The sequence below is a fragment of the Halorubrum distributum JCM 10118 genome (genome assembly GCF_000337335.1).
GTDB classification, from domain to species: domain Archaea; phylum Halobacteriota; class Halobacteria; order Halobacteriales; family Haloferacaceae; genus Halorubrum; species Halorubrum distributum.
The window spans coordinates 14,837-32,359 of sequence record NZ_AOJN01000002.1 but is presented as its reverse complement, the minus strand read 5'-3'; the positions used below and the strand labels follow the sequence as shown (position 1 = coordinate 32,359).

Annotated in this window: 16 protein-coding genes and 1 pseudogene; 10 read left to right on the top strand and 7 right to left on the bottom strand. The window is 54.0% G+C overall.

Annotated features, from left to right (window positions below):
- The 5 genes from C466_RS16845 to C466_RS00265 form a co-directional block, all read left to right on the top strand.
- Positions 1 to 1,162 (top strand): hypothetical protein (locus tag C466_RS16845; RefSeq protein ID WP_152418551.1); only part of this gene is annotated, 1,162 nt, incomplete at its 5' end.
- Positions 1,163 to 1,404: 242 nt separating this feature from the next.
- Positions 1,405 to 2,565, top strand: a complete 1,161-nt coding sequence (locus C466_RS00280) for a hypothetical protein (protein WP_394295017.1) — start codon at positions 1,405 to 1,407, stop codon at positions 2,563 to 2,565.
- A 66-nt stretch (positions 2,566 to 2,631) separates the two neighbouring features.
- Positions 2,632 to 2,853 (top strand): hypothetical protein, encoded by a 222-nt coding sequence (locus tag C466_RS00275; protein WP_004595552.1) that lies wholly within the window; start codon positions 2,632 to 2,634, stop codon positions 2,851 to 2,853.
- Between the two features lie 124 nt (positions 2,854 to 2,977).
- A complete protein-coding gene (locus tag C466_RS00270) occupies positions 2,978 to 4,003 on the top strand; it encodes a DUF6610 family protein (protein WP_049908331.1) in 1,026 nt (341 codons plus the stop codon).
- Positions 4,004 to 4,156: 153 nt separating this feature from the next.
- The gene (locus tag C466_RS00265) at positions 4,157 to 4,672 is read left to right on the top strand and encodes a hypothetical protein (protein WP_004595554.1); all 516 of its coding nucleotides are present in this window, start codon (positions 4,157 to 4,159) and stop codon (positions 4,670 to 4,672) included.
- Positions 4,673 to 4,691: 19 nt separating this feature from the next.
- Here the strand turns inward: C466_RS00265 and C466_RS00260 are convergent, their stop codons facing one another.
- From C466_RS00260 to C466_RS15640, 4 genes are all read right to left on the bottom strand, one after another.
- On the bottom strand, positions 4,692 to 5,942 hold the full coding sequence (locus tag C466_RS00260; RefSeq protein WP_239641157.1) for a hypothetical protein: 1,251 nt from the start codon (positions 5,940 to 5,942) through the stop codon (positions 4,692 to 4,694).
- Positions 5,943 to 6,028: 86 nt separating this feature from the next.
- Positions 6,029 to 6,910 (bottom strand): M48 family metallopeptidase, encoded by an 882-nt coding sequence (locus tag C466_RS00255; RefSeq protein WP_004599460.1) that lies wholly within the window; start codon positions 6,908 to 6,910, stop codon positions 6,029 to 6,031.
- Between the two features lie 212 nt (positions 6,911 to 7,122).
- On the bottom strand, positions 7,123 to 7,635 hold the full coding sequence (locus C466_RS16325) for a hypothetical protein (RefSeq protein ID WP_152418552.1): 513 nt from the start codon (positions 7,633 to 7,635) through the stop codon (positions 7,123 to 7,125).
- A gap of 2,421 nt (positions 7,636 to 10,056) precedes the next feature.
- Positions 10,057 to 10,695 (bottom strand): ArsR/SmtB family transcription factor, encoded by a 639-nt coding sequence (locus C466_RS15640; RefSeq protein WP_004595557.1) that lies wholly within the window; start codon positions 10,693 to 10,695, stop codon positions 10,057 to 10,059.
- A 212-nt stretch (positions 10,696 to 10,907) separates the two neighbouring features.
- On the opposite strand from C466_RS15640, the gene C466_RS00250 reads away from it, so the two are divergent.
- Positions 10,908 to 11,516, top strand: coding sequence for a TetR/AcrR family transcriptional regulator (locus tag C466_RS00250; protein WP_004595558.1), 609 nt, complete (start codon positions 10,908 to 10,910; stop codon positions 11,514 to 11,516).
- 101 nt (positions 11,517 to 11,617) lie between these two features.
- Here C466_RS00250 and C466_RS15635 read toward each other — a convergent pair whose 3' ends face one another.
- Complete coding sequence (locus C466_RS15635; protein ID WP_239641156.1) at positions 11,618 to 12,727, bottom strand: phytoene/squalene synthase family protein; 1,110 nt, start codon at positions 12,725 to 12,727, stop codon at positions 11,618 to 11,620.
- Positions 12,728 to 12,857: 130 nt separating this feature from the next.
- Between C466_RS15635 and C466_RS00245 the strand changes: the two genes are divergently transcribed.
- Positions 12,858 to 13,607: an SDR family NAD(P)-dependent oxidoreductase gene (locus C466_RS00245; RefSeq protein ID WP_049908328.1), complete on the top strand. Its 750-nt coding sequence runs from the start codon at positions 12,858 to 12,860 to the stop codon at positions 13,605 to 13,607.
- A gap of 26 nt (positions 13,608 to 13,633) precedes the next feature.
- On the opposite strand, the pseudogene C466_RS17505 reads toward C466_RS00245, so the two are convergent.
- Positions 13,634 to 14,181 (bottom strand): annotated as a pseudogene (locus tag C466_RS17505) (hypothetical protein).
- Positions 14,182 to 14,309: 128 nt separating this feature from the next.
- Between C466_RS17505 and C466_RS00235 the strand changes: the two are divergent.
- The 3 genes from C466_RS00235 to C466_RS00225 all read left to right on the top strand — a co-directional run bounded on the left by C466_RS00235 (position 14,310) and on the right by C466_RS00225 (position 15,906).
- Positions 14,310 to 14,723 (top strand): PadR family transcriptional regulator, encoded by a 414-nt coding sequence (locus C466_RS00235; RefSeq protein ID WP_004595561.1) that lies wholly within the window; start codon positions 14,310 to 14,312, stop codon positions 14,721 to 14,723.
- Positions 14,724 to 14,901: 178 nt separating this feature from the next.
- Complete coding sequence (locus C466_RS17095) at positions 14,902 to 15,438, top strand: twin-arginine translocation signal domain-containing protein (protein WP_152418553.1); 537 nt, start codon at positions 14,902 to 14,904, stop codon at positions 15,436 to 15,438.
- Between the two features lie 144 nt (positions 15,439 to 15,582).
- Complete coding sequence (locus C466_RS00225; RefSeq protein ID WP_004595563.1) at positions 15,583 to 15,906, top strand: hypothetical protein; 324 nt, start codon at positions 15,583 to 15,585, stop codon at positions 15,904 to 15,906.
- 171 nt (positions 15,907 to 16,077) lie between these two features.
- Here the strand turns inward: C466_RS00225 and C466_RS15625 are convergent, their stop codons facing one another.
- On the bottom strand, positions 16,078 to 17,376 hold the full coding sequence (locus tag C466_RS15625) for an RNA-guided endonuclease TnpB family protein (protein ID WP_152418554.1): 1,299 nt from the start codon (positions 17,374 to 17,376) through the stop codon (positions 16,078 to 16,080).
- Positions 17,377 to 17,523: the final 147 nt, after the last annotated feature.

Below are 17,523 nucleotides of genomic sequence, written 5' to 3'. Positions count from 1 at the left end.
GTCGGACACCGCTGACGCGGTGTCCTTGTCCTCTTCGACTCGACAGCAGCAGCTCAGCAGTATCAACAATCTCCTACAGAAGAGCGCTCCGGATACAGCCCGTATCCATACCGGCCTGCTGTTTCTCGAACGGTCGCTACACGTCCTAACAGAGGACGGAAACGGTGTATTCTTGACTACGAGAGGATTCAAAACAGAAGAGACAAAGGGCCCCTTCCGCAGTTACTTGGCTCCGAAAGTTGCAGATGTTGAATCGGTTGATCGCGACCATTTTGAGGCCGATATTCCCCACATGCTCCTCAAAGTCAATAGTCCGGAGTCAGAGGAGTTCGACCCAGCGGTATCATCAATCCGACCAGACCCATCAGAAGTTGAGTCCCAACTCATGGCGAGTGCAACCTCACCGACAATCAGCGAGCCTGCTCGCTATACAGCGACATGTTTCCCGGAGTTGGATGTATATAGTGCTGAGGATGACGCTGCCTTCGTCTACTTAGATCTCTACTATGAGGACTACGACGCTGCATTCGTCTTCGATGATCCGGAGCAACTAGAGGGACTTCGTGGCTACGTCTCCAGAGCAGAGATGGAGATACGAGGTGAAGAGCCCGTCACCGAACACGTACTGCCGCTAACGGACTCAGATTGCGTCGCTCCCGGAGAAGAAGTCGGGACGGTAATTGAACGACTAGGAAGAGACGGAGAACGGTTCTGTTTCGTCGGCCAGCCAAATGATCCGGAGGGAATCGTGACCCGATTCGACCTGAACAAGATTCCCGTCTACCAGTACCTGTACGTGCTTCTCGCTCAGTTTGAAATTCGACTACGAAAGATCATCCGTGAACACATCCCGGACTGGGAAACTGAGACCGACATTCACATCCGCACGACCTATGTCGGCGATCTCGCACCTGACAAGCTAGCCGGGGGTACCGTAGGGGAACTACTTGACATCCTGTCTGAGGCCGATGAGATGCAGCAGCTACCGGTAGATCTAGAATCATATGGAGCAACAATATGGGATGTGAAAGACCTTCGAGATGCTGTTGCTCACTATAACCCGCTTGTTCACTCAATGAGTAACGACACGGAGAGCGATTGGACAGCAGGAGATTTACGTGCCCGACATAAGCTTTTGCGGGATATAGTAGAATCGGATTGAGCCATCTCCCCTGGGAGAGACATCCGTGGATTCCGAACCCGTAGCAGGTACGACTTCGTCGCTCAAGTACTGAGTAACGACAGTAAGATGTGTCGCCGCCGGTTGGTTATTAACCAACAATCGGCTGTTTCCTGGGTCAATGTTGGTTAACGTGGTGTTGTTGTTGCGCCCGGCAGAGGGGCGCAGGGCGCGAGACGATGCAGGCAGCCGTCGATGAGCGTTCCTGCGTCGAGGTGACTACGATGAAAGACCCAGAGTCGAGAACCATCTTCGCTGGCGTCGATGGACGTACCGACACCGAACTACCCGAGTGGTATCGTCAGCGTCACGGCGGCAAAGACACCGTGAGCTTCGCTGAGGCGATCCGCGACCTCCCGCAGGCCGTCGAGTCGACCGTGGCCTACAAGAATCCGTACACCGACGAGTGGGTCGAGACGGAGCGGTTCAACGCGCTCGTCGAGCCGAGTCGCGCTCGAGAGCAGGCCCGTGAGGAGGATGCCGAAACGGATTCCTTGTTCCATATTCCGACCGACTCGTACGCGATCATCAACCCGGTCGACGTCTACGGGCCGCTGGAGGAGGTCCTTCGGGAGGAGACTATCGACGGAACGCCGCTGGGTGACGTGATGTTCGGCGAGATTCGGCGCTACCGGGGCGGCGGCGAGGTCCACATGGACATCATGTTCGACGGCCTCGAGGTGCGCCTTCCCGGCCGGTCGGATCCGATCACGATGGGCGTCACGTCGGGATACGACTTCTTCGGCGAACACGCCGTCTACGTGGAAGGGTTCGCTCAGGATGGCTACTGCTCGAACACGATGCGCTCGCTCACCGACAAGGAGGTCATCAAGCACGTCGGCGACGTGCGGAATTTCCGAACCTGGTGGGAAGAGATTCTCGCACAGGTCGAACTCGTGGCTGACGACCTCTTCGAGTTCATCCGTGACGCCCAGGACATCGAACTCGACTTCTCCGATCTCCCGTTCACCGTCACGGAGTTCTACAGTCTGCTGGGCTTCCCGGACTACCTGGCCGAGCGCGCTGCGAGCGATGCCGAGGCCAACGCGGCCTCACCCGTCGAGATCGATATGTGGACGCTACATTCCGGCGCGACGTACCCGCTCACTCACTTCTTCCAGGGCAAGGAAGGCGCGTCGCTGGACGGCTACGTTCGCACGGCCAACGACATCCTGTTCAACCCCGAGGGTACCATCGAGCGGGTCGAGCGAGCCTACGAGGAGGAGCTGGAGGCGGACGGCGACGACGGGTCGCAGGCGTCGCTCGCCGGCGAGCGGGCGCTCGCGAGCATCGAGCGCGTCAGCGACGATCTACAGGAGAAGGTCGACCAGTTCGAGGAGCGTGAGGACGCGCTTCGTGAGCGGTTCCAGGACGCGATGGCCTGACGCCGCGACGGTGACGTAGTCGTCTGTTCTGTCTTTCTCGCCCTTCAGGGGTGGAGGGCGATAGAGATGAAGAATTCCGCGGACAGCAGCGGCAATAACGATGAATTCCCACCCGAGAAGCGCCTCGAAGCACCGAACTACCGACTGATCAAGGCCGGGATTGCGACGATCCCCGATATGGAGACACTCCGTGAGTGTGTTGCCTACGAGAACGCCCACCAGAATCGGACGCAGATTCTGCGTCGGCTCCAGTGGAAGGCTGAAGAGTTGCGTGAGGATGAGGAGTAGCGATCAGTCTTAACCAACAATCGGAGCCAGCCAACACCTTGTGTTGATTAACGGTGAGAGTATCCCGTTTTTCGGGCCCCTGAATGGGTGCGGGGCGACCAGCAGCCCCCTCGCGAGTTCAGTCATGTCCCTCGATTTGAGTCCAGACTCCAGCACGGCTAGCGACATCGCTGCCGCCAGACAAGCGGACCATGTGGCGTTCCTCCATCGAGTTCCATTCGTCGCTGATGCGTTGGCCCTCGGATTTCTTCCCGGGTTTCGAGAAGACTGTGGGTATCAGGTAGACCAGTACCTGAACCTCGAAATTCCTGTGGGGATGCTCGATAACGACTTCCGCAATCCCGACCTGGAGCGGTTCGTCGACCGCTTCTTCGAGCACGAACCAGAGGTCGGGGTCATCGGGGACATCGACGAAATCGACGACGTCGACGCCCACGTCGCTGCTGCTCGTGAGATCCAAGCGAGCTATCCAGAGGCCGAGCTCATCGTCGTTCCGAAGTCGCGGGCGGTGATCGACGCGATTCCCGAGACCCTCGTTCTCGGGTATTCACGAGGATACGCCGACCGCCTGGCCCACGATTTCTCCGACCCTGCCGATTGGAGAGGGCGGCGCGTCCACATCCTCGGCGGGAGTCCGCCCAAGCAGCTCGATGCCATTCGGCAGCTGACCAGACCGACACTCACGGACGAGCCACCAGCCGACATCGTCGGCGTCGACTGGAACGGGCTGTATCGCGGCGCGCAGTTCGGTGAGTTCTGGACGGCCGACGGCTGGGACGACAGCGGTCGCGACGCCGACCACGTCACCGTGCGAAAGACGGTGTGCCACAGCCTCGCTCGCGTCCGTGAGTTTTGGAGGACCCACGAAATCTGGCCCGAAACGACACCGCAAGACGAGGGGCTCGACGTCGAGTACGAGGGACCAGGTCCTGCCGATCTCGAGAACGCTGCCTGTACCGAGTGCGGGACGAACGTCTGGCGAACTCGCCGCGGTCCGTACGTCGCCGAGTACGATACCGGCGCAATCTGTGGATACTGTAGCTACGAGTGCTACTTCAACCACCGTCACCGGAACAACCTGGAGGAGATCGCCGGCGAGCAGAGCGTCTACCTCCCGCCGGCGTGCGTGGTCGCGGCGTTGTCGAGGTAGGTGAGCGGATAGCCGTTCACGCGCCGGTCGAGGATAGAGAAGTCAGCACGTACTGCTTCGGCATCAAAACTCATGGTACTACCAAGACTCTGATGCTGATTAGATAAACCATAGGTGAGATTGCCACTCAATGACGTAGTTGACCGCGCTCACATGGTCGGCGAGATTATCCACTTCTTCGTCGACCCACTAATCGATGATTGCTCGCATGACGACAGCGAGATCTGTCTTGAGAATGTGGACAGTGTCGCCATCCGCGGCAGTTCAAGTCTATCGTTGACCGCGGTCCGGTCACGACTCATGCGCCGCCCCGTCGAAGGCCCGCCCGTTGACGCCGCGATAGACGAACGCTGTGCGACGATCGCGACACCGTTGGTGTTTTCCAAGCCTGTCGTCTCACGGGTGATTGACGGTGTCCAGCGGTACATCGCGAACGCCGACGACCGCCCTGCCGACGAGGTCGAGCGGGCGGACGCCGCCCTCGCCGCCCTCGCTGCCCAGCATCTCAGTGCGGGGTCGGCGGCCGAGGTCTACATCAACACGACGAATATCGCGGCCGGCGAGGGGGCCGAAACCGTGCTCACGAGTGAAGGATACGGGGACTCGGTGACGTTCGTGACTAGGTTCCGGTTCACTGAATATCTGGTTTCGAGTCGTGGTGAAGAATAGGGTCGAAAGGAGATACAGCTTACTGTGTGAGCTGACTAGCGAGACGCTTTGACACTGTCGTGAGATACACCGTACCCCACATTGCGACAAGTATCGAACCGATCCCATTAAAGATCAAGTCGATAATCGTGTCGTCAATTCCGTGCTGCGCGAGCACTGGGTCAGCCCCAAAGAGGAGCGCACTTCGATCGAGGACAAACTCGAGAACCTCCCAGACTACGCCGGTCGCGAGGACGACCATGAGGGTGAACACGAACATCGCCCAAGGAGGGAAGTGAATCGATGAGGCGTGGAGGTGGATTGTCCTGAGGAACGTGTACCCTGCTGCGGCAACGACTGTCGCCGAAAGTGTATGCGTAAGTGAATCCCATGCCGGTATCAAGCCGTAGAGCCCGACAGTTCCGAGAACGTGGAGGAAAACTGCGCCAGTTAGCCAAAGAGCGAGTGCTGGTTCGATCGGGATACCGTAGTCCCGTTCTATCACTGCCGGGACAAACGTAATGACCAATGCAACCCCCGAATTTATCAGGAGCGGAACTTGGACTGTCCAGAGTCCGTATCCAAATACTAGCGCTAACCCTGCTTGCATCATGCGGACGGCTTGTCGTTGCCGCTGTGGTGAGATGCCTAACCTGTCGCTCAGGACGGCCGATTGAGCGTTTATTTTCGTACCGGGTGTTGCCGAGTCAGCCTGTAATCGACTACCAGTCTGAACAGACGGCCGTTGAAAGTGTAGATAGAAGATGCCGCCAGCGATGACTCCGGCAATAGCCGCGGCGACAAACTCGATCATCACCGCCGTATTGATCGCATCCTGCGTGCGCCCGTTGAGCAGAAACGTCGTCCCAAACAGAGTATCGGAGATCCAGCGGACGATATTGAGGACTGCCGCCATCGCGAGTGTGAAAATACCGGTGAGTACGATGGTGAACCACGGCGCCAGTCGGAGCGTCGTCAGGTAGTGGATTTCGACCATCAACAGAAGACCAAGGGTCGCAAGAGAGAGGCTTGGGACGACCCCTAGTTGAAGCGAGGAACCCGTCCTGACGTCCCAGAGAATGGGAAGGCAGATTAGGAGCAGAAAGTACCATGGGGGCGTCACTGTCGGGTCACGGGCTATTACAGCTGGGACGATGACAATCGCGATCGCTACTAAGCTGAACAGGACCGATTCATATCGACCAGTCACGAATCCTGTATAGGCTGTCCCCCCTAGCACGAGAGTAAAGAGCAAAGACAGGAGCGTGTTCGCCCTCGATTTGACGAACACAGGGATAGATCTATCAGGAATCATGATGTTGTTTGAGTCAGAAGTCGTTTTGGGCATAGGTCAGTCACAATCTCAGACAAAGGGATCTATGATTGGAGCCGCTGGATGCGCTTCTCCATCGGTGGATGCGTGGACATTGCCCGCTGTATAAAGTTGCGATCAGGGCTAGAGATACAGAGAGTAGCTACTTGTTGGTTGGAACCCTGCGCAGGGGGGCGCGGTTTCCCATGTCTGCTGTTACGCTGATTTACTGGTTCACCAGTACGCTGATCTGTAGACCGAGAGGCATGCTGATTCCCTTGGTGGATCTTCTTGAGTGCGCGAACGAGCGGATCCCCGGAGCCGATTGCGCGGCGGGCGTCAGCGTCCGCGACGTACTCGCGGTGTCGGCTGATGGCGAGCACAAATACCATCACGAAGAACTGGACGAGATTCCCGACTACGATGGCAAGGAAGAAATCCGCGAGGTCGTTGTCGCCAGTGAACAGCACAATGTACTGTGCGACGATGCTGACGATCGAGGCGATGCCTTGGCCAATTTGCATTGTAATGACGTCGCGGTTGTCAATATGTGCGAGTTCGTGCGCCAGGACGCCCTCAAGTTCGTCCCGGTCGAGCAGTTGAATGAGTTCACGGGAGACAACGACGGTCCCGCTGCCGCGGCGGCCAACCGCGAACGCGTTTGGAACGCCCATGTCCGCGATCTTTAAATTCGGCATATTCAGATCCTTTTCATGGCAGACCTTCTCAACGAACAGGTAAATCTGCGGATATTGTCGTTTATCCATATCCTCAGCTCCGACGCTCTTGAGCGCGGCCCACTTTCCAACCTTGTACTGGACGCCCACGAGCAGAATACTGCCAACGATGGCGAGCGCGAGGATGCTCTGGCTTTGCCCGAAGAAGTACCACGCTACAGCGACGGCTCCGGAATAGAACGCGAGAAGGATACTGCCGACGATAGCCATCCGTATTTTTAGTCCGAGATGTCGCATAACGAGCGGTATGTGGCCATAGTATAAAACCCCGGTTATATATTGACAATATAGTTAGCTGGGATGAGCAGCAAAATCTGAAGCCAGTATGTACATTCTACTGTAGTTCGTTTTTGGTAGCTGGTAGCTAGCCACTGGATTCTGGACGTTACAAAGCTAAACCGTCCTTCGGGAGAGAATAGATATCAAATCCACTTCTTATACCCCATCTTCCCCCCAAAATGAGCGTCAATTAGCTCTAGAAGAGGTTCAACATCTACAACTTCCTGAAGTTCGTTGAGAGTGTACATAGCTCCTCGAAAGTGTCTCGCGCCGTACTGACAAAGGTCAGATTCCTCGTATTGTGAATGGTCAATAGGTCCTACAGACCTGCGATCCTCCAGTTCAAGAATATTAAAAGCATGATATGCCGAGCTAAGGGCTCGGCCCAAGTTTGTGAACTCGTTACGAAGTACAGTGTTGCTTCCTGTGAGATTGGCTGCAATAGTTACTGCTCCTTCACCTAATATACCAACGAGCTTATCTAAGAATGTATACGTATCAAATGATTTGATTCGCGTAGCGTTGAATGAATCAATCAGAGATCTTGATGTCTCAATAAGAGCCTCAAGAGCTTTTTCGAATTGCTGATTACCTGCCTCAAAGAAGACTGTGTAAGCTGTAGAGTTGAGATAATCACCAGCCAGCAGCATTTTCACTGGGTCTCTCGTCAGAGAATTGCGTTGACTGGTGTGAAGTTGATAGAGCAGTTCACTTCGCAGCTGACAGTATCCACGCAGTAACTCCGTTGCGGCCGATGCCGATAATACTACATCAGTAATTGGTTGATCAGCAATTGTAGCGTAGGAGAGAGCAACCAATTGGCCGTACCATCGGTCTGAACACGAGTTAATAGCTGAGTTCGCTAGAACGACTGAATGGTCATCACTGCTTCCTAACGCTGTTTCCAGACGTTGATTGATTGTGTTTCGCCGCTCATCGAGAGTTGATAACGTAGTCATTTTGTTTTAATCTCTTAACGTATATTTTTGAGGGCAGCAAATTGACTATATTGTCAGTATATATTTTTTGTGCTTTGGTGCCGTACTGTGCTTGGTGGAACTGTGATGTCGGGATCTATTTGGTGTGGTGGGAACAATTTCACATAGATCGCGACACAGCCCCTATTATGTCAATAATAGCTGGGCTAATGGCTAGAACGGAGTGGTGATTAGTTCGTGTTGCGGTGTGACAAGGAGCATTCCTCTATCATATTGATTTGGGTGGCCCAGATAGCGACACCCGGTCAGATAGATATTGGCACCGAGGTGGGTGAGGAAGTAGCCCGAATTGGTTTCATTTTCTAGATCGAAGATGACCTCAATGACTCGAATCCGAGAAAGCAGTATAGTGGAAGTAGTCGTATCATCTAGCTCGGAAAGCCAGCATCGACTCGACCGTCGGGCAACCGCACTCGGCCCAACCTTTGTCCTTGGCTCTCGGAATCCCCGCCCTAGAAGATAGCTCAATTGTTTTGTACGCCAGAGATATCTATTGAAAAACCACCAGTTTAAATACTGAATAGATATTCAGTCACAGGTAGGGCAATGTCAGAAACAGCCACAGCAGACCAGACGAATACACGTCAGTACCTCATACTTGGGGCAGTTAGTACAATCATTTCTGTCGTTCTTGTTCCATTAGCAGGGCTTATTTCGATTTATAGCAGCTACAAAATCCATGGCAAAACACGAAAGGTGTACACTTACCTGATGGGGGGCATTGGCGCCGCCTCAGTCTTAGTTTGGGTTGCGTACCTGATGACCTTGTGAACTAGCCCATCTTACCGGTTTGCCGTAGTTTCTATAACCGGTTGAATCTATCAGACCGACATTCGCAAGCCGTCAAAAACCGATCTGTTGGAATCCAATTTTCGTGTGTCCCTGACAGAGACTGAAGAGCCTGTGTAAGCGACATTCGAGTCAAAAGGGATCAACATTTTATCATTAGCCAGACCCACCTTATCCACATCTACCGGAAATACATTACTAACGAGCATAGCCACTTCCCTTGGTCTAAAAAAACCGCGTACCTACACTCTGCTACGATGATTCGTTCGTTGAGTTCACCTCGGTGCTACAAGCCATGAGCGTTGAAAGGGTGTTCCCAGTGAGTTCTCCCCCGGCGCTAATATTGACCTGCGTTGATGACTGGTTACAATCGAAGTTTTCAGGCGTTGCTTGCTCAGTAATTGTTCTCTCCGTTCCGAGCACATCCACCGATAACGTGTACGTTCCGCGCTCACCGAGAGTAATCAGTACCGCCCCCGCAGGTCCGACCGTATAGACCCCGTCAAATTGCGCTGTCGAATCGTTCTCAACGAGCATTCGGGCCGTCCACGTTTCGTCCGACGAGTTCCGGAGTACGAGCGTGTGGCTACCTCGCTTGGTATCTGTGGAAGTCGAATCCTCACCGAGCGTGTGCAACACACGTTCGTCGGCAGGCACTGATTTGGACACAACACCGGGACACGCCATACGCGTCGACACACTCGTCGAGCCGAGTGTCCTATCTTCACGAACGCTGATCGTTGTCTTAGTCACGTTACAGGTAAACTGATCGGGTTCAACGGTTACCTCCTTGGTCGCATCTAACGTAGGAACGGCTACCCGAACAGTATATAGATTGAGATCAGAAAGCGACGCAATCAGACTCGTGTTCGCTTCGAGCTCTATCGATTCCTCAAACACTGTTTCGCTCGCAGTCGAAATCGTAATCGTTCCGTGATGGGTCTCCTCTGTCGGATTCCGGAATGCGACATGGTGAGGCTTTCTAAGGCCACGTGTGTCAAGGGACCTGGTCCCGATAGTCCGCTCAGCGGTGTCACCGGCTTTGATTAGTGTCTGGGTCGACTTTTGAACAGTCTCGTTTTGTGTGCTCTCAGATGTGTTTGCTGTCTTTTCTGTGTCTGCCTCAGGCGATCGACTCGACACTGCTTGGGAAGTACACCCTGCTGCGGCGGTCGAGAAACCAATCCCAGCACTTGCCAGAAACATTCGACGTTTCATATACACACATTAGAGGGAGGAGAGTATCGTCTTATCCTAGATTCAAAGGCATCTTTGAGTCCCAGAGATCACTCACGCTGAGTGGGTGTGTCCCCGTGCCGGACGATACGTCCGCCAGTACCACGTCACAAAGAGGGACAAGATTAGTACGACGCTGACCCCGAGGACGAACCCGCCAGGGCCGGTTCCGAACGCAACGAGTGCCTCCCACAGAGTTGGATCCGGCTGGGGAGGCTCACCACCTCGCGACAACGGTGAGGGTGTCAATCCTGCCCAACGTGCGTGGACGATTATACTGACAACTCCCACGATACCGACCGCGCTGAAGACACGACGCAACGCTGTTGTGAGTGACGGTGTCGTTCGCTCTGCTCCCGCAAAAAGGACGAGTGCGCTATTGGTCGGGGCGTACACGTCCATCTCGCGCCCCTGCTCGGAATACCACGTCTCGACAACTTCCACTAACTCTGCGTCTTGAAGTCGATCTAAGTGATAGCTGATATTCTGTACTGAAGAGTCGATCTCAGCAGCCATGTCTGAAGCCGTCGTTGGTTCTTCATAGATCTGCGTGAGAATACGCCGGGCTGTTGTTGAGCTGACTGCTGACAGAATTTGATCTGCAGATTCGTCTTCAAATCCAACGAGTTTCGGTTCTAACCCACGGTCAGATGCTGAGCTAGGAGTTGGTTTCAGAGGTAGCAATGACGACATAGTAGTTGTGACTATCTATACAAATATATGATTAGGGAAAACTCAAAGAAACATTTGAATCTGCTTCACCATCGTATAACCAAGGAACAGGGTCGACGTACCGATTTCCTTCTCTCAACATGGGGATCCCATCGGTTCCTCTAGACAACAAGACACACCAATTCGCAGAACAATCAAAAGGGACAGGCCGCTTGAAACAATAGGTACATCTAATGAGTTTCGAAAACTACGGCGACGACATGGATCCCGGAAAACGGGATATCATGGAAGCCACCCACATCGCCGTGAAGAAACACGGCTACAGCGACCTCACCATCCAGCACATCGCCGATGAATTTGACCGCAGTAAGGCCCTTATTTACTACCACTACGACGGTCGTGACGATCTTCTCGTTGATTTCCTCAAGTACATTCTCGGAGGATTTCTTGCTATCCTCCCCGAAGAAGGATCTTCACCTCGCGAGGAACTCGATCATCTAATCGAACTTCTCCTCCCAACGACAGTTAACGAAGAACCCTATCGACTGATGTTGTCGATGTTCGAACTTCGAATGAATGCACCCCACGACGAGGCTGTTCGTGAGCAATACCTGGAAGTTGAAGAAAGGGTGAAGATGGTTCTCGAGGACATTCTTCGTCGTGGTATCGAATCCAACCAGTTTGTCGACGTCGACGTTGAGGTAGAAGCAGAGACACTGCTTTCACTACTTATTGGAATCCGTGCCCGACGGCTCACTGTGTACAACCCAGAGCAGTCGATTGAACCATTGAAAGCCACGATCGATGCTCACATCGACCGTATTTCAACCAAAAACGAATAAAAACGACGCGGCTAGTATTTTCTGCCATCAGTAGGGGCCCAGCGGAGTCCACATGGCCCGTTTGTCACCCCCGAAATCAGATGGAGACTGCTTGGAGCCCGTCAGGGAGCGAGACGAGGTGGTAGCTCTTCAAGCGGGTTGTCAGCAACCTGTTCTCGGAGAGAAGTGAGGTACTGCCGATCAGTAGCAGACACCGCATTCAGGATGGTCCGAACCTCTGTACGGGATACTTTCACACTCTCCGGAGCAAATGCGGTTCCGGGGTTTGTACGGAGTTCTCGAAGAGTGCCGACGGCTAAGAGATATGGAACTGCCCATGCGACGACGGTGTTTCCGTTGCCTAGTGGCATTTTTTCGATGTAGGATTGAGCAGCGTCGAGGTGTTGGTTGGCCTGCTCAAGGACTCGTGAAAGCACCGATATAGCTCCCTCTTGGTAGTCTGTGTGAATGATTTGATCTTGGGGAATTCCTTCGGCTGCTAGCCACTCACTTGGGAGATACACATTGTTTTCGGTTACGTAGTCCTCGTGGACGTCTTTTGCAATATTCACCAGTTGTAGGAGTCGACCGAAATGTTCAGCATTCCTTCGGAGGGCCTCCTCGCGGGAAGTCGTGAGTGGTTGCTTTGCGAGGAGGTTCGTGATTAATGTCCCGACAGTACCAGCGACGTAGTGACAATAGCTTCTGAGTTCAATGAGCGTTTGGATTCGAATCCCCGGCTCGTCTGCGTATCGCCCGGTGAACCGAATCATCCCTGTGATCATCTCACGGATGGGAGGTCGCATTGCCTCCTGTGTGTCTTGTGAGAACTGTTCGAAGGCGGCCATAACGGTCGGAGTGTTCCCAACAAGCTCCCAGTCCGCTACAGGAGACTGAGTTGATATGTACTGTCGTGCTTGACGCGTGAACACTTCTATCGACGTTGGTGATTCAGGGTCGAGGCTCGCGTAGTAGGTCCTAAGAAGCCTTTGTTGGGTCTCCGTCGAAATGTGGGTTGAATCCTCGATCGTATCCGGAATTCGACAGAGCAGGTAGCCGACACAAATCTGGTCGGCCAGTGGTGGGTCGAGTGCATCGATGGTAAGAGCGAACGTACGCGATACGTCTTGGACAGCGTCATGGCAGTACGCAAGCGGGGGCTTGGACGGGGATGGTTGATGTCGCGTCATATATTTTGAGTGGTGTTTGCTCAGCCGTTTGAACTCGTCCACTATGAACAAACAATTAATATTTAAATTTTTCGTCTTCTCTTAGTAGCAGATTGGTAGGCAAGGGTCCTACACTACGTTTTTCCTAAGAGTACCACAAAGTACTTGACTAAATATTCAGTATTTGTAGTTGATGTACGACTTTGAGGATTCCGTCGCACTTGTAACCGGCGCTGGCTCCGGCATCGGCCGCGCAACCGCCAACCGACTCGCCGCCGAAGGAGCAACAGTCGTCGCCGCCGATATCGACACGGAAGCTGGGCAAGAGACCGCTGAACAAATCAAAGAAAATGATGGCAATGTAACCTTCATCGAGGTCGACACCAGTCGCAGCGAGTCAATTGAAGCTCTCGTGGACACCACGCTCAACGAACACGGGCGACTCGACTACGCCGTCAACAACGCCGCGATCGGGAACACACCAGCCCAAGTCCCAGAAATCGACGAGGAAGAGTGGGACCGCGTCCTCGATGTCAATCAGACTGGCGTCTGGGCCGGTATGAAATACGAACTCCCCGCATTATACGACACCGGCGGCGGCGCCATCGTCAACGTCTCCTCGAAGGCCGGACTCCGTGGGAGCCCCGGTCGGGCACCGTACGCCGCCAGCAAACACGGTGTAGTCGGTCTGACACGGACAGCGGCCTTAGAAACTGCTAACGATGACGTTCGCGTCAATGCAGTCTGTCCGACGATTGTAGAGACGCCAGCCTTGGAGTCGATGTCTGAAGCAGAACGCAGTTCGATTATCGGAGAAGTTCCGATGAGGCGGGCTGCGTCCCCAGATGAGGTTGCCAGCGTCATCGTTTGGCTGTGCTCCGATGAAGCATCGTATATTACCGGACAGTCACTCCCGGTTGATGGCGGCGAAACCGTAAAATAACGTAGGCAGTTAGAGTCCCACAGCTGTCACGGGAGTTCTTCCGTCACGCCGATGAGTTCCTCCTCTGTCTGCCAGCGATACAGCTGTCCCTCTTGCTCGAACAGTTCGAAGACGCCGTCCTGCATCCAGCCGAAGGGGTGTTTCTCGTCCTCATACACCCGTTTGAGGACGTGGCTCTTCGCGAAGAACTCCGTCGTGCCGACGAGGAGCCCCTGCTCGACGAGGAAGTCACTCGGATCCTTCTCGGCGACGCCAACGAGGTAGGTGACGATATCGGCAATCAGGCAGAATTTCTGGATGCTGTTGTCCCACTCGCCACGGATGTCGACCATTCGGAATGCATAGGCGTCCTGCCGGCGGTTGAGCCGGTCGACCACCAGATTCAGCGTCGAATCGGCTCCCGGTCGTAGTTGCCCAGCACGAAGTACGAGCGCTCATTTTCGTAGACGGGGGTCAGTTCGCTCAGGGCGTGGAGGATCTCCTCGTTGTCCGCCAGCGAGATCGCTACGTCGTCGAGTTGATCCTTCGCACTGGTGAGGACTTCTTCAGGGACCGGCGGTTCCTCGTCGGGCATATATGACTCCCCTCAGCGTCGTGCGATATGATTTACGGAGTAATTCACTAGCTTAGTTAGATTTGATTTACTCCAGAGTGATTTACCCAAGAGTAAACTACTTGTCGCTAGGACGTGTATCGTGTTGTATGAGCACAGAAACGGGGACAGCTGAGGGGACAGAATCACGGGAACTCGTCCACTTTGTCACCCAGCAGACGCGGTTCGCGCTGATTAACAACATCCTCCAGCATCCTGACCAGCTCCCCTCGATGTATGAGCTCGAGGAGCTCAACCCCAGCGTGAGCGACGCCACCGTCTACAAACACATCCAGAAGTTGATCGATAAGGGCATCGTGAAGGAGGTCGCTCTAGACGACGACCAGCGCCGGCAGGGCTACCCGAGGAAGTTCTATGGGCTCACGGAGGACGGCCGGGCGTTCCTCGACGATCATAACCTCCTCGCAGCAGAGGACACGCTCCAGCAGATCTACGACACTATCACTGACAAGCCCGAGAAGATGGTCAAGTACGAGAACGCTCCCCGTCCGGACAGCATCTGACCGTGCGTTCTATTCTAGAATAGTTTTCTATTCACTAATAGTGGTGTGGCAATCCCGGCTCGGTGATTTGTTTCGCGTTCTTGTGCGTGGATCAGCCGTGACAGCCTGCGTGCGTGCTGAATGCTGTCGATAAGAAACAGGCACAAGATATTTTGCCAGTATGTCACATATTTAGGATGTGCCCTCCCGCCGGAATTTCCTCGCAGGAGTGAGTGTTGTGGGTGCTGTCGGGGTCGCAGGCTGCGTTAGTTCGGCCGACACCACGACAGGATCTGTTCTTGTGAAATCAATCAATGTAGAGGTGACCACTTCTGATGGGAGAACGACCAGTATTGACCTACTCAACGTGCTGTTCGAACGCTCGGAGAATATCCTTCACGGTCAATATGATCCCGAATACACTGGGTCTGCTTTTGATGATCAATTCGTTACCGTCTCCGGCAGCCTCCATGAGGAACTGAAAAATCAGTTCGATGACGTTCGATATTTTGTTAATGTGAATCCAACTAGGGGAGATAAGACCCCAGTCAATATAGCAGCTACACAAGCCGAATTCAATGAACTTACCCTCGGCGGTCGTGCGACGGTCAGTACGAGATCGGGGGAAGATCGGTTCAGGTATCTCCAAGTCCACGATATAGAACCACGTACTCAAACGGTATCTGACAGCAATATTAGAACCTTCAGCCTTGATTCAACAATCAATTCTGACTGATTAATTGTATGCCTATACTGACCGATTCCAGTTTCGTGTAGGGAGTCCTCTACAACATCCTCGTACCCGTGGTGGTTCGATATCTGGTTAACCAACAAATCTATGCTGGTACGCGCTTTGTTGGTTAACACGAGGCGATCGCTGATGTCCGACAAGCCACCGACGCCGCCGGCCGACCTCTCGACGGAGATGGTCGACACCCTCAACAGTTACACCCCCGAGCAGCTCCGGTACGTCGCACGCTACGCCGAGGCGTTGGCAGCGCACAAAGCTCGCGGCGGCCACGTTGACGACGCGCCGGATGACGACGAGGTCGCCGAGCAGCCGGATGACCTTCCGGACGACGTCCCGTCGAAGGCGACGATCACAATCAAGGAGATCAACGATAATCGCTACTACTACTGGCAATGGAGAGATGGTGAATCGGTGAGGTCAAAATATAAAGAGCCGGTCAACCCGGACGAGTAAGACAATAACTGATGGTATTCCGCTGGACTCCACCCCCCGTGTGCGAAGTGAATTCGCTGACAACGTTGAGGCAACACACCCCGTGTGCGATATGAAATCGACAATGACCCCCCGTGTGCGAAATGAATTGAGGTCCCTTTCGAAGTGGACCCCGTATGAGAGGTGACATCCTCATTTGCTATCTCCTGTGGTACTCCCCACAGGGGAGGTCTCATTAGATGAGGAGGTTTCGGAACTATACTCCGAGAGCGTCATCTGTCGGTTGTTCCTATTCTTCTCTCGGCGTTCCAAGGCCCTGTCACGTGGGCACCCATTCCGCGGGGAGTCATTGTGTCCCGTTTTCCAAGGCACACTCTCTCCCCACGGATCGGCACGATGGGCGATGTTTGCCGCTGCATTGATATCTGCCTGATATTCAGTTACCCAGCAGTCGGGATTGGTACATTTGAACTCGGCTTGTGAGGACCGAGATCCGATATGTCCACACTCATGGCACGTCTTAGACGTGTACGCAGGTGGTACGAACTCAACTGGGACGCTCGCTTCGAGCGCCTTGTCTTCAAGCCGACTGATTAGCTGAGCAAAGGCCCAAGAGTGTAATCGTCGGTTCATATGAGTACCGTGGTCCAGCTGCTCTTGGATACACGATAGATCTTCAAGGACGATGACGGGACTATCGAACTGACAGGCATATTCGACGGCCCGGGTGGTTGATTTTTCCACGATATCAGTGAGGGCGTTCTGGAAATGTTCGAAGCGCCACTCGATACGCCATTCTGTAGAATCTCGCTCCTGTAAGCGCTTGAGAGTCGTGTACATCTCCTTCCGTATGCGTCGTGCCCGACTGCCATCAAACAAGAATGGATCTGTCGGTGCGTCGTGTTGTAGGGCACAGCCCGTGAGCAACGTCGATTCACCGACGTCGAAGCCGATATGCGTCGGGTCATCCGGGATCTCCGGGTCTTCAACCGAATACTTCACAGTAACGTGTAACGTCCATGATGCTCGATGCTGAGTGAGTCGAAATTCACCAGCTGATACAGTTCCGTCCAAGAGATCAAACCAGAGTGGTTTCTGATCAGGGTTGATCCGCAGGGGTATCCAGAAGCCAGTCCCGTAACCTGCCTGAGGAACGCGCCAGCAGAACTCGTGGGCCCGTGTTGAGGAGTGATCAATCTGTAGCCCACGGTGAGTGAAGCGAACAGGATGATCTTCTGCTAATTCATCCGCATCGTAGCTGTACTCAAGTTGGGGGACGTATTGTTTGAGGGCATCTTTTGCGTACGAAGTCAAATCGTATCCGGTAACGAGATCGTTGATTTCTGACTGCGTACTCGCTTCACTATCGAAGGCTGTTTCGAGCGCGTCCTGATATGTCGCTACCGTTTCACGAAGTTTCCGCTCTTTGTGCGCAGTTGGATCAACAAGAGTGGCCTCAAGCGTTTTCGTGACGGTAGCGGTGTCGGCCATCCGACGCCCTGTGGTATAACCGTAATCTCTTAAATACCTACGGACGACACACTCCGAGATAGTTCCGAGTCTGGGACCGAGGGACACCCCGTATGCGAAATGAAATCGTGTATACTATTGTCAGACATAGATCCCGAGAGCGACAGG